Source organism: Peribacillus sp. NPDC097675 (assembly GCF_050277655.1).
In the GTDB taxonomy this organism is placed as follows: Bacteria; Bacillota; Bacilli; order Bacillales; family DSM-1321; genus Peribacillus.
In genome coordinates this window covers 156,098-182,077 of sequence record NZ_JBNNSK010000002.1, presented here as the reverse complement: position 1 = coordinate 182,077, position 25,980 = coordinate 156,098, and the positions used below count along the sequence as shown (strand labels likewise).

The following is a 25,980-nucleotide window of genomic DNA, read 5'->3' as shown; positions in this document are numbered from 1 at the left end:
GTAATTAAGGAGGAGAACTACTAATGGCAACGGTTGAACAGCAAAATTTTATTAATAAATTAGGAATTCCCGCAAGAGCCGACTTCGAAAGGACCAATATCTTACCTAGTTTAGTTATAGCCCAGGGAATATTAGAATCTGGATGGGGAAAGAGCGCTTTAGCGATAAATGGAAATAACTTATTCGGCATAAGAGGGGACTTTAATGGTGAGTCAATTTTGGGGACAGATAAGGAGATTGATCGATATGGTAATCCTTTTCCCGTTATTGTTTCCTTTCGAAAATATCCCTCATTTGCAGAATCCATCATGGATCATGCAGACATGCTGACTAAACCGAGGTATTTAAAAGTCGTACAAGCCAAGGATTATAAGCAAGGTGCGCAGGCTTTATATGATAGCGGATACGCTGGAGATATGAGTTATCCTGCCAAATTAATCGAAATTATAGAGAAATATAAGCTCTACGAGTGGGACCAGGTGGATATCTATCACATGGTCGTGTCGGGTGACACAGTTTCATTCTTAGCTAAGAAGTATGATAGCTTAATAGCAGATATAAAAAGGTGGAATAACCTTAACGATAATTATGTCATAAAAATTGGACAGAAATTAAGAGTTAAATAGGGTATTTATATGTTTAACAAAAAACCTTTCGTATTGAAGATCTGGTCATGATAACCTAAGAGGTAAAGGTATATAGTTTAAATGGAGGAAACAAATTGACTAAAAAATCGCTAATGCTTTCTCTTCTATTGTCACAAGGTTTATTCTTTGCAGGTCTTCCAATTTTCCTTCAACTTCCTTTATACCTGAATCCATGGGTGATTATGGTTGTTTGGTTTTGTTCCTTAGTATTCGTGGCACTCATCGTATTGTGGATTAGGGGTGAAACCATGACGGTTTCGCGATGGTGTTGGAATTTAACAATCGTCACTTACAGTTTATCTATATTGGTCTTACTATTCTTTCGTCCTAAAGGTCAGGAGTATTCTTATAATTTCACTCCTTTTTCTACAATTTCAGCTTATTTATCAACCGATTCATATTGGCTTGTTTCATTGTATAACCTTAGCGCGAATATCCTGTTATTCATTCCTTTTGGACTGTTCTTACTGTACAAACAAGGAACAATGATGCCTGCTATTCAAAGATTCCTGATTCCTTTTTTCTCGATTTTAAGCATCGAAATGGGTCAGTATGTTTTTCAAAGAGGAGGTTTCGATATAGATGATCTTTTTTTGAATCTAACTGGTGTATATTTGGGATATTTCCTGTTTCAATGGTTCGTCAAAGTAATTGTTATTCTTCCAAAAAATCAGAGTGCAATGTAAGACCACTATAAAGAAAGTAAACAAAAAGCCAACCTGTCCTATTATGGACTAGCTGGCTTTTTGTTTTGTTTACCTTAAGCCTTTCATAAAGGATTGTATCTTAGGTGATATTGCTAACAAGATAAACCCTAATACGAGAGAAGAGATACCGATTACTCCGAAATAAACCATTTCCGTTTGTTCTGAGTAAAATCTAACAATTTGTGCGTTTAATGCCTGTGCTGCTGCATTAGCTAAGAACCATAAGCTCATCATCTGTGATGAGAAAGCAGATGGAGCAAGTTTAGTTGTAGCTGACATTCCCACGGGTGACAAACAAAGCTCTCCAATTACTACAAGGAAGTAGCTAAGTACAAGCCATAATGGACTGACTAAGGAACCGGAGCCTCCGAAATACGATGGAACCAAAATCACTAAGAATGATAAACCAGCAAAGAATAGACCAATCGAGAATTTTTGGGGAATGGTCGGCTGGCGTTTCCCTAATTTTACCCATAACCATGCGAATATTGGAGCTAAAGTAATAATGAACAATGGGTTCAAAGACTGGAACCAGGCAGGTGAAATAGTAAAGCCTGCAAATTCTAACTGTGTCCGTTTATCAGCATAATTTGCTAAAATAGTTGAGCCCTGTTCTTGGATTGCCCAAAACATGACGGCCGCTATAAATAAAGGGATATAGGCAATTAAACGAGATCGTTCAACAGAAGTTGTTTTTGGACTACGATACATGAAAATGAAATACATAGTCGGAATAAGAATTCCTAGAATACCAACAAGACCAATGAAACTATTTAGCGTTAAAGTGCCCGTAACAATAGCGATGGCACTGATGATTGCAATAATTATTATGGCTAGGCCAATCTTAGTGTAAACGGATTTCCTTTCCTTAGGAGCTAAAGGATTCACAGGTTCTATTCCTGCAAGGCCTAAGTTCTTTTTCTTTGTTGCCATAAAGACGATTAACCCTATGAACATACCGATTGCCGCAATACCAAAACCAAGATGGAAATTGTAGTTCGTTCCAATTGTTCCGACAATTAGAGGAGCAATGAATGCACCCGTGTTAATTCCCATGTAGAATATGCTGAAACCAGAATCGCGACGATCATCGCCTTCAGCATAAAGATCGCCTACAATGCTGGATACATTTGGTTTTAAAAGGCCTGTTCCTAGTACGATTAGTACCATGGAGACGAAAAACATGGAAATGCTACCGGGGATAGCAAGTGCAATGTGACCAAGCATAATCAATATACCACCGTAAAAAACGGATTTGGCTGTCCCGAAAATTCTATCAGCTAACCAGCCACCGATAATCCCGGACATATATACTAGCGATCCGTAAATGGATACTATGGCAAGAGACGTTTTTTCATCAAGGCCTAATCCACCTTTAGATACCTCATAGTACATATAATATACAAGAATAGCTTTCATTCCATAATAAGAAAAGCGCTCCCAGAACTCTGTGAAGAAAAGAGTGAATAGACCCTTAGGGTTCCCGAAAAAACCTTTTTGAGGAATGCTATCCAAAATTTTCTGTTTATTCATCGATGACATACATTCAACTCCCTTTTATTATAGTATAATAACTTTTCTTTAACCGGTTGTAAAGAATATTTAGTGTATTTTAATAATAATTCTTAATAGGTTGATTATTCATCGTTCTCATGAAAATAATAGTTCAATCTTACCCCTCTATCATATTAAAATCCCAGATTAGAGTAGTTTCTTTTAGTAGCGTAATGTGGATCTGAAAAAGTATTTTATTAACAGTTTACTGAAACGTAAATGAGTATAACTAATGAACTATTTCAATGAATCAAGATGGACATGTAAATGGAATGCTATAAATCCATAAGTAAGAAATATGTGTATAAGATACGATATTGAAATAAAGGAAGCAAAAAACAATTAGGAGGTACTGGAGAATAAAAATAGGAAAAATGTCTTATCGACAAAAAACGACAAAATACTTATTCTAGTATAGAAAGCAATTTGATTGTTTTCTTTTTTACCATGTTGTGCAGCCTGATAATTGCAGTTATCAGGCTGCATTTATTATTATAACCATATAATATTATTTAATCGTCCATATACAACTCTTTTGGTTGAATAGCATCATATTAAAAAGATCCATTTAATCTTTCAAGCCGCCTTTTTAAGGTGGCTTTTTTATTTTGTCGTGAATAAGCGTCTGGTATAAAGAAAGTGAACATAAACAAACGAAATAGGTAGTATTTTCGTTCTTTGTTGCACTGTTCTAATGATAAATATAATTCATAAATTTAAGGGAAGGGAGGTGGAAATTTTTGGAACTAATATGGATGTTAATTGTTGGTGGAATAATTGGATGGCTGGGAAGTCTGATTTTGGGAAGGGATATGCCGGGTGGAATTATTGGAAATATCATTGCTGGATTTGTTGGAGCATGGCTTGGTACAGCAATTTTAGGACCAATAGGACCTGAAACTGAAGGATTTTACATTGTGCCAGCTTTATTGGGCGCAATAATCGTCGTGTTTATCGTGTCAATAATTATGAGAAACACCAGATGGAGATAGAACGAGGGCAACATTCATTCAAAGGATTTTTCAGGATTACAGTGTAGATGAAAGAACTTTGTGATATATATTTGTCCATTATTGTTTGAAAATGCTGTTCAACAATGCTGGACAGCTTTTTTTGTGAAAAGATTTGTTTTTATTAATTCGAATGATGATCAGATTCCCTAAAAGACAGTATTGCCGTCTTCAGTGCGGCATAATTTCCAATACTGGCATATCCATAAAACCACCCCATAAAAATTCCTGTCATCAAGTAATGCCGATGACTAATGAAAATGGAAAGGATTAAGCCAAGACCTAAAGCTATGGATGGTATATATTTCCGTGGGAGTGGAAAAAGGATTTTTATGATTTGAGTCAAAATCATGATAGTTGGAATGGCAATCACTGCATCCCAAAAATTAGTATGAATAGTAGGGAAGTCCATGGTAGCACCACTTTCAAAGAGAAATATCTATGGATTAATTTCACCGATTCTAGAAGGATTATACATCCTAATATTTACATCGTTCATCCTAGATCTATATTTCGTGGTAAAGGCACAATAGTCTATCAATTAAAATATTTAAGTTCAAGCCATTTACGTCTCTACTAAAAAGAAAGTTTATATTATTCTTTCTGTCATATAAATGGAAAAGATACATAGATTATAAAGATTATAAAAACAAAAAAAGCGCATAGCGCTTTTAGTGAATTTGTCTATATAAACCGATTACTCTTCCTAGGATTGTAACATCTCTTAGAATAATAGGCTCCATATTGGAGTTTTCCGGCTGAAGTCGTATGTAATCCGGTTCCTTAAAGAATCGTTTTACAGTGGCTTCATCATCTTCCGTCATGGCCACGACGATATCTCCATTATTGGCGTTGCTTTGTTGCTTAACGATTACATAATCACCGTCGTGAATTCCTGCTTCAATCATACTTTCCCCCATAATTTCAAGCATGAATACATGATCATCATGTGGAACCATGCTTTCAGGAAGCGGGAAGTATTCTTCTATATTCTCAATCGCAGTTATTGGTAAGCCCGCTGTTACTTTACCGAGTAGTGGTACGTTAACTACGCTTGTTTTTGGTATATTATTAGCTTCTTCTATATTCAAGATCTCAATGGCCCTCGGCTTAGTTGGGTCGCGTCTGATTAAGCCTTTGCTTTCCAAACGAGACAAATGACCATGGACAGTTGAACTTGATGCAAGTCCCACAGCTTCGCCAATCTCTCTTACGGAAGGTGGATAACCTTTTTGGCGGACTTCATCTTTTATGAAATCAAGAATGTCCTGCTGTCGTTTTGATAGTTTAGTCATATGTGCACCTCTTCTCCATAATTCTTTGCTATATTATAGCATGGCTTACTTCTCTATACAAACATAAGTTCGAATTTCAATGTTGACTGAAACAAGTGTTCGTATTATAATTCAATTATAAATTAAGAACGAACATATATTCGCTATGGAGGGATATTGATGAAAACTTTTTACAAAAATAATATGTATACGATTCTATTAGCAGGATTGGTATTTATCTTTTCAATTTTATTTTCTTTCACATTAGACAAAAATCAAGATAAAAAATTTCTTTCTATAGAAGTAAATGAAGGTGATACAATATGGGAGATTTCCGAGAAATATGGTCAGACTGAATTGACAAAAAAAGAATTCATTGGTTGGATAGAAGAGTATAACGGTGTAAGGGCAGATGCTATTAAGGCTGGTCAAATAATTGTCATCCCCGTTGAAAATGATAAAGTAGTCCAAAGTTTGGCTAGCAAGCAGTAAGTAGTAAAGGTAGGGTCATATGAAAGCAGTCATCTATTGTCGGGTAAGTACAGAAAAAGAAGCACAGGAAACCTCGCTTGCTAGGCAGCAAGAGGAATTAGTGAAGTTAGCGGACAATAAAGGCATGGAGATTGTTTCCGTAATAAGAGAGCAGGCAAGTGGTTACGAATTAAATCGTGATGGGATATTTGACATGCTTGATCTTTTTAAAGCGAAAGAGGCAGATGTTCTATTAATTCAAGATGAAACGAGATTGGGAAGAGGAAATGCAAAAATTGCCTTGTTTCATGTTATTCTCAAAGAAGGAGTTAAGATTTATACACTTTCCCATGATGGCGAATTGGAACTATCGGATTCGGATGCCATGGTTATCCAAATTGTTGGTATAGTAGAAGAATATCAGCGGAAGTTACATAATTTAAAAATTAAACGAGGAATGCTCCGAGCGGTTGAAAACGGCTACCGGCCCCAAAAGAACTTGAAGAACCAAAGAAATTCTACTGGTAGAGAACGTAAAGAAGTACCTATAGAAGAAATTGTAAAACTGCGTTCGAATGGATTAACATTTGCAGAGATTGCAGCTACTCTTAGAGGCTTTGGTTATGACGTATCGAAAGCTACTGTAAACCGCAGATTTCTGGAGCATTATCAGAACACACAGGAAAACCAATCTTAGAACTTGTAATTTCACCTTTTTTTTTATACCATGTCAATATCCGCATATATATGAAGGAGCGAAATTATGTTATCAAAAGAAAAACTCGCCCGTATCAATGAACTTTCTAAGAAGGCTAAGGGAGACGGCTTAACGGTAGAAGAGGCTAAAGAACAAACTTCATTGCGAAGTGAATACCTTGAAACATTTAGGCGTTCTATGGCAGATACGTTGGAACATGTTAAGGTTCTGGATCCTGAAGGCAATGATGTTACACCCCAAAAAATTAAAAATATAAAAGAAAAAAAGGGTTTGCATTAATGTTGTAGTGTAAGATTGGAACCCTTCATTTGGCCAATCTTAAGAAATATTAAGTAAAAAAGAGAATGCATCGATGTATGTATTCTCTTTTTTAGTTCAAGCTAACTATGGTAATTCTTAAAATAGTAGAAAATTGAAATAGCTGTGAAAGAAATGGTTATTTTAGTTGTGATATTAACCATGTCAATATAATATAAAGATGTACATTACAGGAAGGGATGTTTTACACATGTTAGATAAATTAGATGCGCTTTCTATTAATACAATTCGTACATTATCGATTGATGCTATTGAAAAGGCTAATTCCGGTCATCCCGGCATGCCTATGGGTGCAGCTCCTATGGCATATAAACTGTGGACTGAATATATGAATCATAACCCAAAAAATCCTGAATGGTTCAATAGAGACCGTTTTGTTCTATCGGCAGGACATGGCTCTATGCTTTTATATAGCCTTCTTCATTTATCAGGATATGGATTGACTATCGATGACTTAAAGAGTTTCCGCCAATGGGGCAGTAAAACTCCTGGACATCCTGAGTATGGACATACAGCTGGAGTTGATGCCACAACAGGACCGCTTGGTCAAGGAATTGCAATGGCTGTAGGTATGGCATTGGCAGAACGTCACCTGGCTGAAAGCTACAATCGTGACTCTTATAATGTGGTTGATCATTATACATATAGTATTTGTGGTGATGGAGATTTAATGGAAGGCGTTTCAGCTGAAGCAGCTTCTTTAGCAGGTCACCTTCAGCTTGGAAGACTTGTCGTTTTATATGATTCGAACGATATATCTCTTGATGGTGATTTAAGCCAATCCTTTAGTGAAAGTGTAGCTGACCGTTTCAAAGCTTATGGCTGGCAATATTTGCGTGTCGAAGACGGTAATGATTTACAAGAAATCGCAAAAGCCATTGAAGAAGCAAAAACGGACGAGGCCCGTCCGACATTAATTGAAGTGAAAACAGTAATTGGGTACGGCTCTCCGAATCGTTCTGGTAAGTCGGCTGCACATGGTGCGCCTCTTGGTGCTGATGAAATGAAATTGACGAAAGATGCATACAAATGGACATTCGAAGAAGATTTTTATGTTCCAGATGAAGTATATACACACTTTAATGAGTCTTGCGTCGAAGCAGGAAGTAAAAAAGAACAAGCATGGAACGATCTATTTAATGATTACAAAGAAACTTACCCAGAACTTGCTGAACAACTGGAGTTAGCTATCAAAGGTGAATTGCCTGCTGACTGGGATCAGGAAATTCCAGTTTATGAAGAAGGTAAGACACTGGCTTCACGTGCTTCAAGTGGAGAGGTGTTGAATGCATTAGCTAAAAAGCTTCCAAACCTTATTGGGGGTTCAGCCGATTTAGCAGGATCCAATAATACGTCTATCAAAGGCGCGACAGATTTATTACCTGGAAACTACAGTGGACGTAATATTTGGTTTGGTGTACGTGAATTCGCTATGGGAGCAGCAATGAACGGTATGATGCTTCACGGTGGCTTAAAGGTTTATGGCGGAACATTCTTCGTATTCTCTGATTATCTGCGTCCTGCTATTCGGATGGCGGCTTTAATGGGGCTTCCAGTTACGTATGTCTTCACCCACGACAGCATTGCTGTTGGTGAAGACGGTCCGACACACGAGCCTATAGAACAACTAGCTTCTTTACGAGCCATGCCGAACCTTGGTGTGATCCGTCCAGCTGATGGTAATGAAGTAGCTGCAGCTTGGAAAGTTGCTATGGAGACTAAAGATAAACCAACGGCACTTGTATTAACACGCCAAGGATTGCCAACTATTAAAGATACTTCTGAAGCAGCATATGAAGGTGTGGTAAAAGGTGCATACGTCATATCTAATTCTAAAAAAGAGGTAGCGGACGCATTACTGCTTGCTACAGGTTCTGAAGTTAACCTTGCTGTTGAAGCACAGAAAGCATTAGCTGAAGAAGGAATTGAAGTTTCTGTTATCAGCATGCCATCATGGGATCGCTTCGAAACTCAGTCAAAAGAATACAAACAAAGTGTGATTAACCCGGCAGTTAAAAAACGTCTAGCCATAGAAGTGGCTTCACCGTTTGGCTGGGATCGTTATACGGGTGATGAAGGAGAAATATTAGCGATTAATCATTTCGGAGCTTCAGCGCCTGGTGGTAAAATCATGCAAGAGTTTGGCTTTACCGTTGAGAATGTCGTGTCCCGTGTTAAAGCAATGCTTGCAAAATAATATTGATTAGTTAAAAACTGACACCATTTCAAATGGTGTCAGTTTTTTTCTTATATAATGAAGAAATATAAATTATTAAGGGAAATATCTTACATTCGACAAAAAAAGATTAAAATTTCTCCAGCAAACAACATATCTTATAAATTTGTCAAGATATAATAAGAATAAATATATTATTGTTTCCATGTGTCACATATAGGGGGAACCTTTATAAGATTACCGGGCAAATACTAAAATAATGTGTTGGTTCATAAATAGGAATCCTAGGGAGGTATAGGCTTATGAGAACTTATCAGATTTTTTTGATTGAAGATGAATTTGCCCATCATTATTATGGCAGGGAGAAGCTTTTTTTCAATTTGTTTTTAGAATATATTCAAGCAAAGGATGGACTGAAGAGTATTTTGCAAAAACAAATTGAATATATTACAAAGACAGTTCCAGTGATCCAATTACAGGGAGTTATTGAACAACGGTTAAAGAAAAAAATGAATTTTTGGTCACAAAACGGTAAATACTATTTAGAAAAAACAAACGGTACAAGCACAAGTAAAGCGGCTTTAACCTTTGAAGGCGATTCCATCATACTCAAAGCAGAAGGTGATTATGAAGCGGAGACTGCTTTCTTCGAATGTATTCGTAAATGTGAAGCAGGTTTTCTTGCAATCGATTTTGACCACAAAAAATATGGCTGGTTAAAACCAATAAAAGAAAGAAAATTTGTCTAAATGGGGGACTTTTCCCTAGCGGGTATTGTATAATAATCTTTGGTCTAGTACACTGATGTTAGACAACATGAAGGAGGAAATAGTATGTGGGTTTACATTCTAGTTGGCGTACTAGCATTGATCTTAGGAATAGTGCTAGGATTTCTCATCGCTCGTAAATACATGATGGATTACTTAAAGAAAAATCCGCCAATTAACGAACAAATGTTGAAAATGATGATGATGCAAATGGGTATGAAACCGTCCCAAAAGAAAATTAATCAAATGATGAGCGCTATGAATAAACAACAAACAAAATAAAACCTTACATATCAAGGTTTTTTGATGGTATATCAGTACAAAGATGAAGTTCAGATGGGCATGATAAGTCAAAGACTGAATCCTTCCTTGGATTTTTCTTTTTATTTGGTTAATCCTTCATATTTCTATTCTAATACCACCCATTCTGTTGAAAGATTAACAGAGAGGTGGTATTTTTTATGGTTTTTGAAGAATATTTCTATTACTGTTAGGCACGAGGTAATCACGGAAGACAATGACTAACAAGAGTTAGGAGTATAGAACCTAAAAATACTTGAAAGAAAATTTTTACACTAAGAAGGCTCTGATGTATTTGGTGGATACTCTCTTATAGAAACAGTCCTCTTTAATATTTTGTCCTTAAAATATTGCTTCCTCATTTGGGCATATTAATTAGAATCTTCTTTAGTGTTGGACTTATGAAAACAATTAGATTTTTTCAGTTAATGGTATTAAGCCCGTTAGCGTACGTTGATATTGATATGCAATTTCAATTGCAAAAATCATTTACATTAAATCCATTAGCATTACTAAAAAGGTTAAAGCTGATGAAACTTTGTAAATGGTTACTACTACGTAATTAACAAAGTGTTGTGTGAATTTTGAGGATTAAATTACATACTGTCTAATGAATGCGCTTTTCTTCTAAAGATATAATGAATTAAATGAATATTCAATCTACTTTGATTTATTATGGTTGTCGTCCAAAATGGAAATTCAGATGTTACATGGGCCCATTGTATGGCGGAAGCCTTAGGGGGGGATATGATATACCCCACAGTATTGTGAACTCTGTTTTGCTACCATGTGTATTGGAAAACAATATTCCATTTAATATTGAAAAACATGCCATTCTTGCAGAACAGCTTGGGGTATCCAGCGAAGGAAGAAATGCAGAACAGGTAGCTCAAGAAGGTGTCGAACTTTTAAAAGAACTTTCTAGTAAAGTGGGCATTCCGAAAATGAAAGATTTAAAAAATATAAACCCCGAAAATTTCCTTACTTAGCAGAAGGTGCAACGAAAAATGTATCAGCAGCAAGTAACCCGCTTCCTGCTTTAAAAGAAGATTATTTAGAGCTTTTCTATAAAGAATGAAGCTAGTGAAATTAAAATATAATAATGCAGGAGGTATGGTAGATGAGTGGAGTCAAATTAAACCGTACACTAGGATTTTGGACAGCTTATTCAGCTTCTGTAGGTCTTGTAGTCTCCGGGACGGCAATGGTTACATTAGGTCACGGTTATGGAGTAAGCGGTCCTGCATTTAGTGTTATCGCATTTTTGGCATTAATTGTTATAATGTGTGTAGCTTTTTCTTACTCAGAGCTTGCTGCTATGCTTCCAGGAGCTGGAATGATTGGTGAATATACAACTCCTGCCTTAGGAAAGCTCCCCGCTATATTCGCAGTACTTGCGGGCTATATCATTTTAGTTGGGACTGATGGCGGAACCAATATGATAGTAGGCGGAAAAAGTATTGAGACTCTAACAGGCATTCCGTGGGGTTTATCTGTATCTATTCTATTGGCAGTATTAGTGGGAGTTAATCTGGCAGGAGTAAGTGTATTTGCCAAAGTGCAAACGGTAATGGCGATTGGAATGATGGCACTCCTAGGGTTAATAGGTCTTTGGGGGATGTCTGGTATCGGATTGGAACATCAGTTGGCTGAACAACCGCCATTTTCAACAATGGCATGGTCTGGTCAATTAGGTACACTTGGTGCTGCAATATGGTTGTTTATAGGAATGGAATTTGTGGCTCCTTTAGCTGAAGAAGTTAAAAATCCTGGGAAAACAATTCCTCTAGCAATGATTTTTGCATGTTTAACGATTTGGTTAGTCGATCTGTTTTTTGGTCTTGGTATTTCAAAATATATTAAGCTAGATGTTTTGGCTGAATCGACGATTCCTCATATTGATGGAGCTACAGCAATGTTAGGCCATTCAGGTCTTGTATTAATGAGCATTGTTTCTATACTTGCAGCTATTACAACGTGTGATACGTATTTAATGGCCATTCCAAGAATGCTTTATGGTTTATCCAAAGAAGGCATGCTACCAAAATTCTTTTCTTATTTGCATCCAAAGACTCGTACTCCTTGGTATGGTATTTTATTTGTAACAGGATTAATTATGATCGTTTTATTATATGCTGGAATAAATGATGCTAATATTAACTTTATTACGACAATGATTTCTGTGGCATGTGCCTCATGGTTAATGTCCTACATTATAGCCCAAGTTAATGTTATTATACTGCGGGGTAAATATCCACAGAAAGAACGACCTTTTAAAAGTCCGCTTTATCCTCTACCTCAAATAATTGGAATACCGGCTTGTATATATATGATATATACACTTTACGTTGATCACCTTGTTATGAAAATTTCTTTAATTACACTTGCGATTATTGTTGCTTTTGGAGGAGCCTTTTTAAAGATAACTGGACAAAAATTATTCAAGCCTGTCTCACTAGATGAAATCCACAATAAAATAATAGAAAGAAGTGAAACAGTTTCAATTGCTCAAGTAGTATCATCGGAAATGGAAGATTCATTTTCAATCAGGGAGAAAAAATGAAAGTAAACATTGTTGAATTATGGGGTATAGTTGAGGGGGATTTTACAGATGGGGTTTTATAGTTTTATAGACAAACGTGCAGAAAGAGCACTAGTAGATATTACGAATATCTTCCAAAATAATATTCCTATTATTTCAAAAGAGAAGAATGAGATACTTTTTGATGGTTCCCAATATGGTGCTATTCAATTAAAAGCGTACCATAGAAAAATCAATAAATTAATGGGCCTAGTTTACATTTATACATGGAGACTCGAGTGGCAGGGTCTTCCCCTTAGCGAACATATTAAACTTCAGCTTAACTATGCCTCTGGATTTAGGAAGAACCCGCAATTTGTTTCTAGTTCTGGTCATCAAGAACTGGCTGATATATTGAACAATAATAAAGAAATAATAGACATTTGCCATTTAATTGATTTTGAAAAGATAGAAATTTATTTTAATCAGGAAAATCAAAACTGGCTTGTAGATTTCGCTCCTAATTATGGTGATTATATTACCGTTCTAATCCCTCCTATTTTTTATGCGAGAAAACCGAATCAAGAAGAAGTTAAAGGGACCGTTCAGTTAATAAATCTAATAGGTAAATATATAAAAAGTGTGCAAAAAGGAGTGATTATTTAATGAAGAAGATGTATATCAATGGGAAATGGCTACATGCAGTCAAGGGGGAAACAAGGGATATTATTAATCCAGCAAATGGTGAAGTAATTACCCTTGTAGCAGATGGATCAGTAGAGGATGTGAAAATAGCGATTAATGCTGCACGATGGGCATTTGATAGAGGTGAATGGACAGAAATGAGTGCTCGTTCAAGGGCGGATTTACTTTATAAAGTGGCTGATAAATTAACTAATAGGGTAGAAGAATTTGCTCAATTAGAAACGTTAAATAACGGAAAGCCTTATAGGGAAGCTAAATATGATATTCATGATGCAATCAATCAATTACATTATTACGCAGGCCTAGCTACTAAACCAAAAGGACAGACTTTTGATGTACCAGAAGATATGCAGTCTATGGTTGTTCGAGAGCCAGTCGGTGTTGTAGGGCAGATAATTCCATGGAATTATCCACTAGTAATGGCTGTACAAAAAATCGCACCAGCTATTGCTGCAGGATGTACTATCGTTATTAAACCGGCTGAAAACACTCCACTTACATTAATTCGGCTATTTGAAATAATCAATGAATGCGGATTTCCACCAGGTGTAGTTAATCTTGTTTTAGGCCCTGGAGCTACAGTCGGTGCTGAAATCGCCCGTAACCCGAACGTAGATAAAGTTGCTTTTACAGGAGGAACAGAAACGGGCATTCGAATTATGAAGAGTGCAGCGGAAACGATAAAAAAAGTAGGACTTGAATTGGGTGGGAAATCTCCGAATATTGTTTTCGCGGATGCAGACTTTGAAACAGCTGTTGATCATGCTCTATACGCGATTTTCGCCAATCAGGGACAGGTTTGTTCTGCAGGCTCACGTTTACTTTTAGAAAAATCAATTTATGATAAGTTCGTTCCGGAGTTGGTGCGACGCGCACAAGAGATAAAGGTCGGGCCAGGGTTAAAGGAAGGCACTGAAATGGGACCGCTTATCAGTGAAAATCATATGAATCGAGTACTTAATTATATCAATATAGGAAAAAATGAAGGAGCCAAATTGCTTTGTGGGGGATATAAAATAGAGGATGAAGAACTTTCTAGAGGTTATTTTATTGCCCCTACCATTTTCACTGATGCAACACCTGAAATGAGAATTGTTCAAGAAGAAATATTTGGCCCAGTGTTAGTCATACAAACTTTTGAAACTGAAGAAGAGGCTATTATTTTGGCTAATGGAACCAGATATGGTTTAGCAGGTGCAGTATTTACATCAGATGGCTCAAAGGCATTACGCGTCATTCGTAAATTGCGTGTTGGAATTACGTGGATTAATTCTTATCATAATACATTCAATGAAGCTCCTTGGAGTGGGTATAAACAAAGTGGTATTGGCAGGGAGTTGGGAACATACGGATTTGAAGAATACTTAGAAACTAAACAAATAAATATTTCAATTCATCCAAAGCCATCAAACTGGTTTGGAAATACTCCTTAACTAGCAAATGAAATAAAAAAGTAAAATCTCCGTAAATTTATGTTGTTACTGGTAAAGCAGGCAAGACCTAAAGAACAAAATCGCTAACGTTTCTTAAATCACGACCCAATTGAGGAGTATTCACTTGGGTCTTTCTCGACCATACATCGTAACGTTACAAAAAAGACAGACATATTCTTCATTTTCTTTCAAATCCTAATGAAACTCTTTGACAATATATTCTGGAACCTCATCTTCCTCACTACAATCTAAATTGAAAATAATACCTTTTATATCTTCATTCACTCCAAATGGGTAGTAAAATACTTTATTCAATTCATCCAGTTTTTTTTGTCAAGATTAATCCTAGATTTGAGTCAATACTTTTGACACATAAAACTTAAATCCTAAGCAGTAGCAAATCTTACTTACCTTATAGAGTGAATCTTTCATCAAAAATCTTTTATCGAATCAATCCGAAACCTCTTCTCTAACAGATCTATGGGAGAAGTTTTTTTGTGTTGTTGGGAATCATAGAAGGGGAGAATGCCTTTTTAAAAATGGCGCAAGGTTTTTCTTAAGGGTAGAGATACAATTAATATATCGATAAATTTATGGATTTGAAAATAAAAAAACTGGATGTCCCAAATTCATAAGGAGACAACCAGTTGCTCCAGCTACTAAGCCGTTCATTAATGAAATTTTGACGATGAATCCGTTTTTGTTTTTTAAAATATGAAATAACTGTTTTCATATATAAAAATACAAAAACTCGATTGATATTTACGATTTTTAGATATTAATCTAATGACTTATTTTCAATAGAATTGTTCAAGCCGATAAAAGCATTGTTTATTCGAATAGATAGAACTTTATTGGACGGGAATATCCATTAAAAATTCGGGGAATTTCAAATGTGAACGATACAAAAGCTCTGATACGGTTACACACTCATACCCATTCTTATAAAGGTAATCTAGAGTTGTCTCTAAGGCCTGGACTGTTTGTGGGCGATCGCTCCAATCGTGAAGCAAAATGATATCTCCTGGTTGTAAGGCTTTGATAATATGATTTGATATTTTACTGGCTGGAGGCATTGCCCAGTCTTTGGGATCTTGATGCCAAGACCAGAGGACGACTTTAAATCCTTTATTAACTGCAGTATTAATGATTGTGTCATTGTGAAGACCACCAACAGGCCTATAAAGAGAGGGCCTATAGCCAGAAAGATTCTTTATTATTTTATCTGTGTTGTCTAATTCAGATGATAGTTTATTGGCGCTTATATTTCTGTCATAGGGATGCGTATAAGTATGGTTTGCAATCTCATGTCCCTCATTGACTTCTCTTTTTAAAACATCTGGATAGCTTTTTACTTTGTTTCCAGCCACAAAAAAAGTAGCTTTTGCATCGTATTTTGCTAATAAGTCCAGAATTTGAGGAGTATAGTCTGGATGAGGTCCATCATCGAATGTAATGGCAACGATTTTTTGATGAGTTTTTACTTCCCAAATAACATTCCCTGTGCTTTCATAATTCTCTCTACTTTGCGTTGCCGCATTGGCACCGATAGAATGGACAAAGCAAAGAAAGGTGAGAAGGGTTAAAGTAATAATTATAGGTTTCAACATAATCAACTCCATAAATACGGCTATATATTTAGTATGTGAAGTTTCCCTTTAATTATTTGTGAGTGAAAGGAGAATAAAGGCTTATGGTATGAGCATTAGAAAAGAGGATTAGCGAAGTTCAGTGCCAGTTTTATAGTATTTTTTATGATACATGTTTAGTAATTGGTCAAGCTGTTGACTAAGCTCAATTGCAAGGTGAGAGCTCAGTCCGTTTCTTGCGACAATCGCAATAAGTTCACGTCGTTTTAATTCTATTTGTTCAAGACACTCATTACTTTTTGACATAGTTATTCCTTTCTAAATCCGAATGCAGTGGCGTTTTCAAGGTTTGTTGTAAAATATGTATGAATATAACAATTATAAGGCCTTGGTGGTTTGATATCAAATAAGTTTATCTCATGTTTAAATAATTATTTATTCAGCTTTTTTTATATTTTCATGAAAAATTTAAATTCCAAAAATGTATTTTTTTATATTATTTGTTACAATGTTTATAGGTTGACTTACATAGGAGTGGAAGTAGTTGAATGAAATTAATATTTTCTTAGCATTTGGAGCTGGGTTTTTAAGTTTTATTTCTCCATGTTGCTTACCGTTATATCCAGCCTTTTTATCTTATATTACCGGTATGAGTGTAGGAGAAATTAAATCAGATAATGCCATGTTGCAAAGAAGGAGCATGTTACACACATTGTTCTTTTTGCTAGGGTTTTCTTTGGTATTTATAGCGCTAGGATTCGGTACTACATATCTAGGTTCTTTCTTTTCGGATTACCAGGAATTAATTCGACAAATTGGAGCCATATTAATTATCCTTTTCGGGTTGTTTATCGTGGGGATCTTCCAACCGGAGTCTTTAATGAAAGATAGTCGCTTTGAATTCAAGAATCGTCCTGGTGGTTATATTGGTTCTGTTCTGATTGGTCTAGCTTTTGCCGCTGGGTGGACACCTTGTGCGGGCCCTCTTTTAGGTACGGTTGTGACTCTAGGGGCCACTAACCCTAGTGCTGCTATGAACTATATGATTGCTTATGTATTAGGGTTCGCTATACCGTTTTTTATTTTATCGTTCTTTATAGGTAAATTAAAGTGGATAAAAACATACAGTCGTTACATCATGAAAATCGGTGGATACTTGATGATTGTAATGGGCATTATTTTATTTTTTGATTGGATGACTAAAATCATTGCTGTTTTAACTACACTATTCGGTGGATTTATTGGATTTTAGTACACAAATTGTAACTAATATAATCTTTTGGATTAGATTTTATCCCTGATGTGGCTTTAGTCTCTTTTATTAAGGCGTTTATTTTGTTTTTTTATGGAAAATTCGTTGATTTTAGGACTTAAGTTAGATATTCTATGAATATATAAATTTTTAGATATCTTTTATTTGTTCTGCTTGTTGTGTGAAATGAGGAGGAGCGGCTATGGCCCGATTATTAGTAGTTGATGATGCTAAATTTATGAGAATGACACTTTCAAATATATTAACTAGAGCAGGTCATGAAGTGGTTGGTGAGGGTGAAAATGGAAACGAGGCGATTGAATTATATCGTAAACTGAATCCTGATTTGGTTATCATGGATATAACCATGCCGATAATGAGCGGACTGGATGCAGTTAAGGAAATCAAAAAGGAATTTTCCTCTGCGTTGGTGATCATGTGTTCAGCCATGGGACAACAAAAAATGGTGGTCGAAGCCATTGAGGCAGGTGCAAAGGACTTTATAGTAAAGCCTTTTGATGAAAGCCGTGTCTTGGACGCCGTAAATCGGGTGCTTGATTGATTACTCGCCTTGTTTATCTGAATTAGGTACTATATACTTTGGATAAGGTTATGAATATTATATAATTTTATTGTGATGGTACTTACTTAACTTAGTTAAAAAGGATGAGTTAAATGATATATTTTACAACAGGAATGGCTATTGTAATGGCTATCGTTGTTTTTAAGTTGCGAATGAAGGAAACGGAAAGACCTGTTAATGCCAAAAAGATTATTTTACCGCCGGTTTTCATGAGTACAGGTGCCTTAATGTTTCTTTTTCCAATGTTTCAAGTTACGCGGGCTGAACTTTTAGAAGCTCTTATAGCTGGCATGATATTTTCTATCTTATTAATTAAGACATCAAAATTCGAAGTCCGGGATGAACAAATATACATCCAACGTTCGAAAGCGTTTGTATTCATATTAATCGGTCTTGTTGTAATTCGCCTAGTAGCCAAACTGATCTTAGGAAGTACGCTTGAGATTGGCGTACTCGGAGGGATGTTTTTCCTTCTTGCCTTTGGTATGATTGTCCCTTGGCGAGTTGTCATGCTTTACCAATATAAAAAGGTCAAAGCTGCCTATTTTAATGAGGGTAAAATGGTATGAATCTTACCGAATACGAATAAGAAAAAACACATGTATCTACGGATAGATGTGTTTTTTTGTGTGATAACTTTATTATTTTGGTATAAAAGTTAATTTATGGTTTTCTATTAATTGTATATTATTATGTACAAAAATAAGTTTATTGAAAAAACTTTATTAAAAGCATAGTAATTTTATGTGAATTATATTATATTGATAATATTGTTGTTTCATTAGGGGGGAACGGTTCATGTTACAAATGATTGTTTTAGGAATTATTTGTGGTTTACTGCTGGGATTTGTGCTTCAAAGAGGCCGTTTCTGTGTTGTCGGCGCATATCGTGATTTGCTTATAGCTAGAGATGGTCGAATGTTTTTAGCAACGTTCATAGTCATTGCTATACAAAGTATCGGTGTGTATGCATTACGAGATACAGGAGTAATTCAGTTTGGAAATGATGGCTTTCCATGGTTAGGAACTATCCTTGGAGGCTTTATATTTGGTGTCGGTATGGTTCTTGCCGGTGGTTGTGCGACAGGTACATGGTATCGGGCTGGAGAGGGTATGATTGGCAGTTGGGTTGCCCTTTTCGGATACATGCTTGGAGCTGCGATGACGAAGTACGGTGTATGGAAAGCTACGGGTGATCATTTAGTATCATATCGTACGAATGATACTTATATTCATGAAACACTGAATGTTTCACCATGGGTACTTATCATCGCTTTAATAATCATAGTAGGGATTTTAGTCATCAGGGAATTGAAAAAGCCTAAACTTCCTATTTTTAAAATGAAACCGAAGAAAACGGGATTAGCACATATTTTATTTGAAAAACGCTGGCATCCTTTTGTCACTGCTGTACTGGTAGGGTTGATTGCGATTATGGCCTGGCCTCTAAGTGCGATGACAGGGAGAATGTTCGGACTAGGTATTACAACGCCTTCCGCAAACATATTAACGTTCCTTATCACAGGTGAAAATGCGCTTATCGACTGGGGCACATTTTTAGTATTGGGTATTTTCCTCGGTTCGTTCATAGCAGCTAAAGGGAGTGGGGAATTCCGTTGGAGACTGCCAGATGTGAAGACTTTACGGAACAATGCTATTGGTGGAGTAATCATGGGATTTGGCGCAAGCATTGCCGGTGGTTGCACGATTGGTAATGGACTTGTAAATTCAGCATTATTTGCATGGCAGGGCTGGGTTGCCATTGTCTTTTTCTTACTAGGAACATGGGTAGCGGTTTATTTCACTATCATCCGTAAGCAAAAGGATTCAAGAGCTTCAAAGGTAGCCTGAATTTTATCATATTAGTTTAAGGAGTGGATTTTAATGGCAAAGGTATTAGAAACATCTGGAATGGTCTGTCCATTTCCATTAGTAGAAGCAAAAGAAGCTATTGCGGATATGGGTAAAGGGGAAGAATTAATTATTAATTTCGATTGCACGCAAGCTACAGAAAGCATCCCACGCTGGGCTGCGACGGAAGGGCATGAAATTACGGAATTTGAACAAATCGATGATGCCAAGTGGCGTATAATCGTAAAAAAAGGTAAGTAACTTGAAAACGTGCCAGGAATATCCTGAGCACGTTTTTTTATTTTGAAGCTAAAATCGTTGGCGTTAAGCAGCAGGAGTGGTAACATAACTTTAATCTATATTAAGGAGTTGTTGATAAGATGGTTGATGAAGTTGTATTGAATGATGTTTCACTGCATGTCACTAATTTTCATGCAGAATCCGTGGAAGATTCTGAAGGTGGAGAGTACAGAAAAGTAAGTTTTGATTTTAAAGTAACGAGCGAGGAGTATCATGATATCACAACGCTGCTCTATCAAATGGTTTTTGAATTAAAGATTCCAGAGACAAGGGAAGAGTATCGAGCAGAAATCTTCAATTATTCAACATCGCTTACGAATTTATATGAAGAAAATGCTGTGGGGGATTTTTCCCTTACGTTAATTGAAGTAGACTCTCAAGAATGATTTCATTACCAGCCTTGTAAAGAAATGGGTTACTGTCTATAATAATGGTAACGATTAATTAATTTATACATATGAGGTGGTTCTTTGCTAGGAGGCTGGTTTTTATGGTTCATTCTTTTTTGGGTAGTCCTTTTAGTGACGTTAATGAGCATTGGTGGTTTTTTCATGTTTCGAAAATTCTTGAAAAGATTCCCGAAAGAAGATGGGAAATCAGATATGGATTGGGAAGAATATTATTTGGAGCAAACCAATCACTTATGGTCTCAGCAACAAAAGGATTTACTTGAAGATTTAGTGAGTCCTGTACCGGAACTTTTTCGTGATGTCGCACGTCACAAAATTGCCGGTAAGATAGGGGAATTAGCATTAAAGGAGAAGGCGCCAGATATAACAGAAGATTTGGTGATTCGTGGCTATATCATTGCCACGCCTAAACGGGATCATAAATTTCTACAAAAGAAGTTGACGGAACGAAAAGTGAATATGGATCCGTATCAGCATTTATTTAGCTGAAGGTATACTCTTGGAGTATGCCTTTTTTTCATGACTTGTGGTAATAATTAGAACGTTTGTACTCTATCGAGGCTTTCTTTTTAATTTTTGATATAATAGTAGTAAGAAAAATGAGGACGGAGTGAAATGATGAAATTTATCCATACGGCAGATTGGCATTTAGGTAAAATCGTCCATGGTGTACATATGACGGATGATCAACGTCATGCATTGCTGCAGTTTATTGAGATAATTGAAGAGGAAAAACCTGATGCGGTGGTCATAGCCGGTGATCTTTATGACCGTTCCGTACCTCCGACAGATGCGGTGGAACTCCTTGATGAAATTCTTTATACAATCAATGTAAAAATGAATATACCCATTGTGGCCATTTCGGGAAATCATGATTCTGCGGAAAGGTTATCGTTTGGTTCGTCGTGGTATCGTCATAGCCAGTTATACATTCATGGGAAACTGACAAAGACATGTGAACCGGTCCATATCAAAGGGGTCAATTTTTATTGTGTTCCTTATGCAGAACCTGGAACGGTGCGTCATCTTTTCAATGATGAAAGCATCCATTCCCATCAGGAAGCGATGAAAAGGATTACGGGGGCAATAGAGGAAACGCTCAATCCCAATGAGGCAAATGTATTAGTTGGACATGCCTTTGTTTTGGGCGGGAAAACGAGTGATTCGGAACGGGTTCTATCAGTTGGAGGATCGGGTTGTGTTACAGCTGATCTATTTGATGCGTTCGATTATACAGCGCTTGGACATTTGCATAGCCCTGACGCAATCCGTCATCCTAAGGTCTATTATTCTGGGTCTCTTTTGAAATATTCATTTTCCGAGGCAAAACAAAATAAGTCCCTATCCATAGTTGAGATGAAAGAAGACGGCAACTTTGATATTCGCTACCGTTCATTAACCCCTAAGTTTGATATGAGGGAACTTTCTGGCACGATGGAAGAACTACTGGATGTCTCTTTTTACCAAAATCAAAAGGTAGACGACTATTTGAAGATCATCTTGAATGATGAAGGATCGCTCATCGATCCAATTAACCGTCTACGCCAAGTGTACCCGAATGTGCTCCATCTGGAGCGGAAGTGGGATTTGACCGATGCGAGACGGAAAAAATCATATTCTTCCGTAAAACATGAACGGAAGTCCGAACTGGATCTGTTTGAGACATTTTATCAGGAAATGACAGATCGGGAGTTCGATTCTAAAAAGCAAGAACTGATGGTTTCTGTCATTGAAGCTGTCAAGAAGGAGGAGGCTTTGAAATGAGACCTCACATTCTAACGATGCAAGCATTCGGTCCGTATGCCGGTAAGGAAATCATTGATTTCAACAAACTGGGTGAACGAACCATGTTTGTCATTTCCGGAAAGACTGGTGCCGGTAAAACGACGATATTTGATGGGATTAGCTTTGCGATATACGGGAAAGCGAGCGGTGAAGATCGTAGTGGGCAAGATTTACGAAGCCAGTTTGCCGAAGATGATGTCTTGACGGAGGTATCGCTACAATTTACGCTTCGTGGAAAAACATATCTGGTAACCCGTTCCCCACAGCAGGAACGAAAGAAGAAATCTGGAGAGGGCACCACAACAGTTAGCGCAAAGGCTGAACTATATGAAATACAAGCCGATGGAAAAAAGTTGCTTGGAGCCAATGTCCGCGAGGTTGAAGAAAAAATAAAAGTACTTATCGGATTGGATGCGAATCAATTCAGGCAAATCCTGATGATACCGCAAAATGAATTTCGTAAACTATTAACATCCGATAGTAAAGATAAAGAACAGATTCTCCAAAAACTTTTTCATACCGAACTGTATAAGCGAATCGAAGAAAGATTAAAGGAAGAAGCGTCCCTCCTTAAGAAACAAAGCGAAAAGAGTGCACAGCGGCGCATTGAATTAATGAAGGGCATAAAACCAGGGGAGCATGCAGAGCTTCAAGCCTATTTGGAAGCAGATGAACCAAATGAACAACAAATTCTGCCTTTCCTACATGAAGTAATTATCGCTGCTACAGAAAAATATCAATCCTTAGCTCAGCTATTAAAGGAAAAGCAGGAAGCTCGTGATCGGGTTAATCAAGAGCTTTCAAAAGCGGCTGATTTGTTAAATCGATTTGCTGAGAAAGAAAGGCTACAAAGTGAAAAAGAAGCCCTTGATTCGAAGCGCCCTGAAATATTGGAATTAAAAGAACAGATGAAAATGGCACATAAAGCGGCTTCGCTCGAAAAACAGGAGCAGTATTACTTGCGAATCGGAAAGCAAGTAAAAGAGGTGACGACTGAACTTCAGAATTTAACCAATCAGGCCGAAATGTTGTTAACGGAGCGCCTTAAGAAGCAGGATTTATATGAGCTAGAGCTGGAAAAAGAAGAGGATAGAGAGCAGGCTTTACGGGATGTGCATCAGCTTGAACAAGTGAAAGAAGCCGTTATGATTTTTACTAGTTTAAAAGAGCAGGTCCTTTTAGATGAAAAAGAGTGGCGAAAAAGTAAGCAACTTCGTGAAAATAACGTTAATGAGCTTACTAGAATCGAAACGGAAATGGAAAAAATCCACCTAGAAAAGGCTGAAGCCGAAAAAGCAACCATCCTTTATGGGGATAAGGAAAGGGAATTAGAAAAAAATCAACAGCTCGTTTCAAAATTAAGCAAGCTTCAATCCGTCTTATCGGAATGTGAGAGTACGGAGGGTGTCTTAAAGGAGAAAAAGTCCACTTTTCAACATCTTCTTGATCTTCAGCTTCAGGAAAAAGAAAAACTGGAGATGCTTAATCAAAATTGGCGGACAGGTCAGGCGGGCATGCTTGCATCCATGCTTCATGATGGTCAAGACTGTCCGGTCTGCGGTTCGGTCAATCATCCTAAGCCTGCGCATTTACATGATAATATGCCATCAGATATAGAATTGAAGCAGCAGGAGACTAAAGTGAAAAAGGCAGATCAGCAAAAAAGTCAGGCTGAAAGTGAATTTTATCAAGCTGAATCCAAATTCCAAGCCCTTACAGACTCCTCCAAAGAAAAATTGATGGATTTACAAAATGAAATGCCTGCGTTCACTACCGAGCATATGGAAGAATATATGAACGCATTTGAAGAAAAAGGAAAAGAGCTGCAAAAACAATTACAGTCCTTGATGCGTATGAAGGATATGGGGAGCCAACTGGAAAAACAAGTAATGATCTTGAAAAAGAAGGCTGCCGAGTTGAAAGAGAACGTGACTTCTTTAGAAAAGATGGAAGACGATACTAAAACTAGGTATATTGAAAATTCTACAAAGCTTACGGGTCTAATGGACTCCCTACCAGAAGGAATACGTACAGAAGAAGAGTATACGAGAGTGTTTGACGTGGCATGCAAAAGGCAGAAGCAGTTGCAGAAAGCATTGGAAGAGGCACAAAAAGCCCTTCACTTGGTCAAAGAAAAAGAATCCGTCATCCATGCGAAAAAGGAATCCCTCGCCGGGAATATCGATGCCTTGAACCTTGAATTAAATGAAGAGCGTGAAAAGCTGATTGTGGATATGTCCAATCAAGGATTTGCTACGTATAAGGAATATACTGCAGCCAAAAGGACGGAAGATGCGCTTAAATCCATAGAAAAACAAGTTCAGCAATACGAGCAAAATTGGCAAAGTGTCATAAGCTTGTTTCATGACCTTGAAATGAAGTTGAAAGATGTACCAAAACCGGACTTAGATGGGTTGAAAAAGACATTTGAATTCATTGACGGTGAACTTGACCAATTACGTCACACGCAGAATGAGTTACAGGCGGACAAAAGGAATAACCAAGAAATCGAGCAAAAACTGGCACTTATACGAGAAGAGCAAAAAAGCCTGGATGAACAATACAGCATTGTTGGCCATCTTTCAGAGATTTCAAAAGGACAAAATTCGTTCCGAATCACTTTTGAACGGTATGTTTTGGCTGCCTTTTTAGATGATATTCTAAAAGAAGCCAATCTTAGGCTTTTAAAGATGACGAGCGGTCGTTATCAGCTCTTAAGAAAGCTTGATCCAACTCGTAGAAATATTCAAAGCGGATTGGAGTTGTCTGTGTATGACCAATATACAGGCCAGGAACGTCATGTAAAAACGCTTTCTGGAGGAGAAAGTTTCAAAGCATCGCTCGCACTCGCTCTTGGGCTTGCAGATATAGTCCAGCAAAATGCAGGAGGAATTTCGCTTGAAACGATGTTCATTGATGAAGGTTTCGGTACTCTTGATCCTGAATCACTTGATCATGCAATTGAAGCATTGATGGATATCCAGAGCAGTGGTCGACTCGTTGGCATTATTTCTCATGTTCCGGAATTGAAGGAAAGAATCGATGCTCAACTTCAGGTCATATCTACACAAAATGGAAGTACGACTTCGTTTAATTTTGCAGGCTAGTAAAAAAGAATGGCTCGTGAAGCAAGAAGCTTACGAGCCATTCTTTTTATATTTGAAGATGAGAGTTACTCTATCCGGATATCTTCTGTGGCTCGACCAGGGGTATACTTATGAATGCGAATCACTAATAATGGTTGTGTAAACTCAGCGGTAATTCTACGTGAACAAATGGAAAAAGGGAAAGAAATCTTACGCTGCGCAGCTGGAATAACCGCTTTATCTTTATGAAAAAGTTTTGGAAAAGGTTTATGAGGTTGATCGACCAGAATCGAAATCTCATTATCTCTTAATAATATTTTGATATCTTTTGCAGCATGGTTTTCCAAAATCGCTTCCACCATATATTCATCGTTACTTTCGTAAATATCAATCGTGAATAACTGTTGATCCAAGAGACTTGTTTCTGGGTTGAGAAAAAATTTTTTCACCCAATCATCAAATACCTTAACCTCATTTATCTGTACATCATGTAGTTTATCTTGCATGTGTATACCCCCGGTTT

The 25,980-nt window shown here is 37.0% G+C and carries 28 protein-coding genes; 22 read left to right on the top strand and 6 right to left on the bottom strand.

Annotation, left to right across the window (positions count from 1 at the left end):
* Positions 1 to 23 precede the first annotated feature (23 nt).
* Positions 24 to 626, top strand: coding sequence for a glucosaminidase domain-containing protein (locus ACQKL5_RS04150; protein WP_427606761.1), 603 nt, complete (start codon positions 24 to 26; stop codon positions 624 to 626).
* 95 nt (positions 627 to 721) lie between these two features.
* The gene (locus ACQKL5_RS04145; RefSeq protein ID WP_427606760.1) at positions 722 to 1,333 is read left to right on the top strand and encodes a VanZ family protein; all 612 of its coding nucleotides are present in this window, start codon (positions 722 to 724) and stop codon (positions 1,331 to 1,333) included.
* A 69-nt stretch (positions 1,334 to 1,402) separates the two neighbouring features.
* Here the strand turns inward: ACQKL5_RS04145 and ACQKL5_RS04140 are convergent, their stop codons facing one another.
* Complete coding sequence (locus ACQKL5_RS04140) at positions 1,403 to 2,896, bottom strand: peptide MFS transporter (protein ID WP_427606759.1); 1,494 nt, start codon at positions 2,894 to 2,896, stop codon at positions 1,403 to 1,405.
* A gap of 767 nt (positions 2,897 to 3,663) precedes the next feature.
* Here ACQKL5_RS04140 and ACQKL5_RS04135 point away from each other — a divergent pair.
* Positions 3,664 to 3,900, top strand: a complete 237-nt coding sequence (locus ACQKL5_RS04135; protein ID WP_402875429.1) for a GlsB/YeaQ/YmgE family stress response membrane protein — start codon at positions 3,664 to 3,666, stop codon at positions 3,898 to 3,900.
* 142 nt (positions 3,901 to 4,042) lie between these two features.
* Here the strand turns inward: ACQKL5_RS04135 and ACQKL5_RS04130 are convergent, their stop codons facing one another.
* A complete protein-coding gene (locus ACQKL5_RS04130) occupies positions 4,043 to 4,330 on the bottom strand; it encodes a hypothetical protein (RefSeq protein ID WP_427606758.1) in 288 nt (95 codons plus the stop codon).
* A gap of 259 nt (positions 4,331 to 4,589) precedes the next feature.
* Entirely contained in the window at positions 4,590 to 5,213 is a 624-nt protein-coding gene (lexA, locus tag ACQKL5_RS04125; protein WP_427606757.1) for a transcriptional repressor LexA, read from the bottom strand.
* Between the two features lie 159 nt (positions 5,214 to 5,372).
* Between lexA and yneA the strand changes: the two genes are divergently transcribed.
* The 10 genes from yneA to ACQKL5_RS04075 all read left to right on the top strand — a co-directional run bounded on the left by yneA (position 5,373) and on the right by ACQKL5_RS04075 (position 14,601).
* Positions 5,373 to 5,684 carry a cell division suppressor protein YneA gene (gene yneA, locus ACQKL5_RS04120; protein WP_427606756.1) on the top strand — a complete coding sequence of 104 codons (312 nt, stop codon included), beginning with the start codon at positions 5,373 to 5,375 and terminating at the stop codon, positions 5,682 to 5,684.
* Positions 5,685 to 5,703: 19 nt separating this feature from the next.
* A complete protein-coding gene (locus tag ACQKL5_RS04115) occupies positions 5,704 to 6,360 on the top strand; it encodes a YneB family resolvase-like protein (RefSeq protein ID WP_427606755.1) in 657 nt (218 codons plus the stop codon).
* A 66-nt stretch (positions 6,361 to 6,426) separates the two neighbouring features.
* Positions 6,427 to 6,660: a DUF896 domain-containing protein gene (locus ACQKL5_RS04110; RefSeq protein ID WP_427606754.1), complete on the top strand. Its 234-nt coding sequence runs from the start codon at positions 6,427 to 6,429 to the stop codon at positions 6,658 to 6,660.
* 229 nt (positions 6,661 to 6,889) lie between these two features.
* Positions 6,890 to 8,896 carry a transketolase gene (gene tkt, locus ACQKL5_RS04105; RefSeq protein ID WP_427606753.1) on the top strand — a complete coding sequence of 669 codons (2,007 nt, stop codon included), beginning with the start codon at positions 6,890 to 6,892 and terminating at the stop codon, positions 8,894 to 8,896.
* 302 nt (positions 8,897 to 9,198) lie between these two features.
* The gene (gene sirA, locus ACQKL5_RS04100) at positions 9,199 to 9,624 is read left to right on the top strand and encodes a sporulation inhibitor of replication protein SirA (RefSeq protein ID WP_427606752.1); all 426 of its coding nucleotides are present in this window, start codon (positions 9,199 to 9,201) and stop codon (positions 9,622 to 9,624) included.
* 84 nt (positions 9,625 to 9,708) lie between these two features.
* Positions 9,709 to 9,924: a YneF family protein gene (locus tag ACQKL5_RS04095; RefSeq protein ID WP_402967024.1), complete on the top strand. Its 216-nt coding sequence runs from the start codon at positions 9,709 to 9,711 to the stop codon at positions 9,922 to 9,924.
* Positions 9,925 to 10,736: 812 nt separating this feature from the next.
* Positions 10,737 to 10,931 carry a hypothetical protein gene (locus ACQKL5_RS04090; protein WP_427606751.1) on the top strand — a complete coding sequence of 65 codons (195 nt, stop codon included), beginning with the start codon at positions 10,737 to 10,739 and terminating at the stop codon, positions 10,929 to 10,931.
* Between the two features lie 131 nt (positions 10,932 to 11,062).
* A complete protein-coding gene (locus ACQKL5_RS04085; protein WP_427606750.1) occupies positions 11,063 to 12,505 on the top strand; it encodes an APC family permease in 1,443 nt (480 codons plus the stop codon).
* 48 nt (positions 12,506 to 12,553) lie between these two features.
* Entirely contained in the window at positions 12,554 to 13,129 is a 576-nt protein-coding gene (locus ACQKL5_RS04080) for a hypothetical protein (RefSeq protein ID WP_427606749.1), read from the top strand.
* A complete protein-coding gene (locus ACQKL5_RS04075) occupies positions 13,129 to 14,601 on the top strand; it encodes an aldehyde dehydrogenase family protein (protein ID WP_427606748.1) in 1,473 nt (490 codons plus the stop codon). The genes ACQKL5_RS04080 and ACQKL5_RS04075 overlap by 1 nt, the downstream gene beginning before the upstream one ends.
* 851 nt (positions 14,602 to 15,452) lie before the next feature.
* Here ACQKL5_RS04075 and ACQKL5_RS04070 read toward each other — a convergent pair.
* Positions 15,453 to 16,211 (bottom strand): polysaccharide deacetylase family protein, encoded by a 759-nt coding sequence (locus ACQKL5_RS04070; RefSeq protein WP_427606747.1) that lies wholly within the window; start codon positions 16,209 to 16,211, stop codon positions 15,453 to 15,455.
* A 108-nt stretch (positions 16,212 to 16,319) separates the two neighbouring features.
* Positions 16,320 to 16,496, bottom strand: a complete 177-nt coding sequence (locus ACQKL5_RS04065) for a Spo0E family sporulation regulatory protein-aspartic acid phosphatase (protein WP_427606746.1) — start codon at positions 16,494 to 16,496, stop codon at positions 16,320 to 16,322.
* 238 nt (positions 16,497 to 16,734) lie between these two features.
* Between ACQKL5_RS04065 and ACQKL5_RS04060 the strand changes: the two genes are divergently transcribed.
* The 9 genes from ACQKL5_RS04060 (at position 16,735) to ACQKL5_RS04020 (ending at position 25,478) form a co-directional block, all read left to right on the top strand.
* Positions 16,735 to 17,442 (top strand): cytochrome c biogenesis CcdA family protein, encoded by a 708-nt coding sequence (locus ACQKL5_RS04060; protein WP_427606745.1) that lies wholly within the window; start codon positions 16,735 to 16,737, stop codon positions 17,440 to 17,442.
* 202 nt (positions 17,443 to 17,644) lie between these two features.
* A complete protein-coding gene (locus ACQKL5_RS04055; protein WP_427606744.1) occupies positions 17,645 to 18,004 on the top strand; it encodes a response regulator in 360 nt (119 codons plus the stop codon).
* A 113-nt stretch (positions 18,005 to 18,117) separates the two neighbouring features.
* Positions 18,118 to 18,594 (top strand): CcdC family protein, encoded by a 477-nt coding sequence (locus ACQKL5_RS04050; protein ID WP_427606743.1) that lies wholly within the window; start codon positions 18,118 to 18,120, stop codon positions 18,592 to 18,594.
* 229 nt (positions 18,595 to 18,823) lie between these two features.
* On the top strand, positions 18,824 to 19,876 hold the full coding sequence (locus ACQKL5_RS04045) for a YeeE/YedE thiosulfate transporter family protein (protein ID WP_427606742.1): 1,053 nt from the start codon (positions 18,824 to 18,826) through the stop codon (positions 19,874 to 19,876).
* A gap of 33 nt (positions 19,877 to 19,909) precedes the next feature.
* Complete coding sequence (locus tag ACQKL5_RS04040; protein WP_427606741.1) at positions 19,910 to 20,137, top strand: sulfurtransferase TusA family protein; 228 nt, start codon at positions 19,910 to 19,912, stop codon at positions 20,135 to 20,137.
* Positions 20,138 to 20,256: 119 nt separating this feature from the next.
* The gene (locus ACQKL5_RS04035) at positions 20,257 to 20,562 is read left to right on the top strand and encodes a DUF3219 family protein (RefSeq protein ID WP_427606740.1); all 306 of its coding nucleotides are present in this window, start codon (positions 20,257 to 20,259) and stop codon (positions 20,560 to 20,562) included.
* 84 nt (positions 20,563 to 20,646) lie between these two features.
* On the top strand, positions 20,647 to 21,075 hold the full coding sequence (locus ACQKL5_RS04030; protein ID WP_427606739.1) for a DUF2621 domain-containing protein: 429 nt from the start codon (positions 20,647 to 20,649) through the stop codon (positions 21,073 to 21,075).
* Between the two features lie 129 nt (positions 21,076 to 21,204).
* Complete coding sequence (locus tag ACQKL5_RS04025) at positions 21,205 to 22,350, top strand: exonuclease SbcCD subunit D (RefSeq protein WP_427606985.1); 1,146 nt, start codon at positions 21,205 to 21,207, stop codon at positions 22,348 to 22,350.
* Positions 22,347 to 25,478 carry an AAA family ATPase gene (locus ACQKL5_RS04020; RefSeq protein ID WP_427606738.1) on the top strand — a complete coding sequence of 1,044 codons (3,132 nt, stop codon included), beginning with the start codon at positions 22,347 to 22,349 and terminating at the stop codon, positions 25,476 to 25,478. Before ACQKL5_RS04025 ends, ACQKL5_RS04020 begins: the two co-directional genes overlap by 4 nt.
* A gap of 65 nt (positions 25,479 to 25,543) precedes the next feature.
* Here ACQKL5_RS04020 and ACQKL5_RS04015 read toward each other — a convergent pair whose 3' ends face one another.
* The gene (locus tag ACQKL5_RS04015; RefSeq protein ID WP_427606737.1) at positions 25,544 to 25,963 is read right to left on the bottom strand and encodes a hypothetical protein; all 420 of its coding nucleotides are present in this window, start codon (positions 25,961 to 25,963) and stop codon (positions 25,544 to 25,546) included.
* Positions 25,964 to 25,980 lie beyond the last annotated feature (17 nt).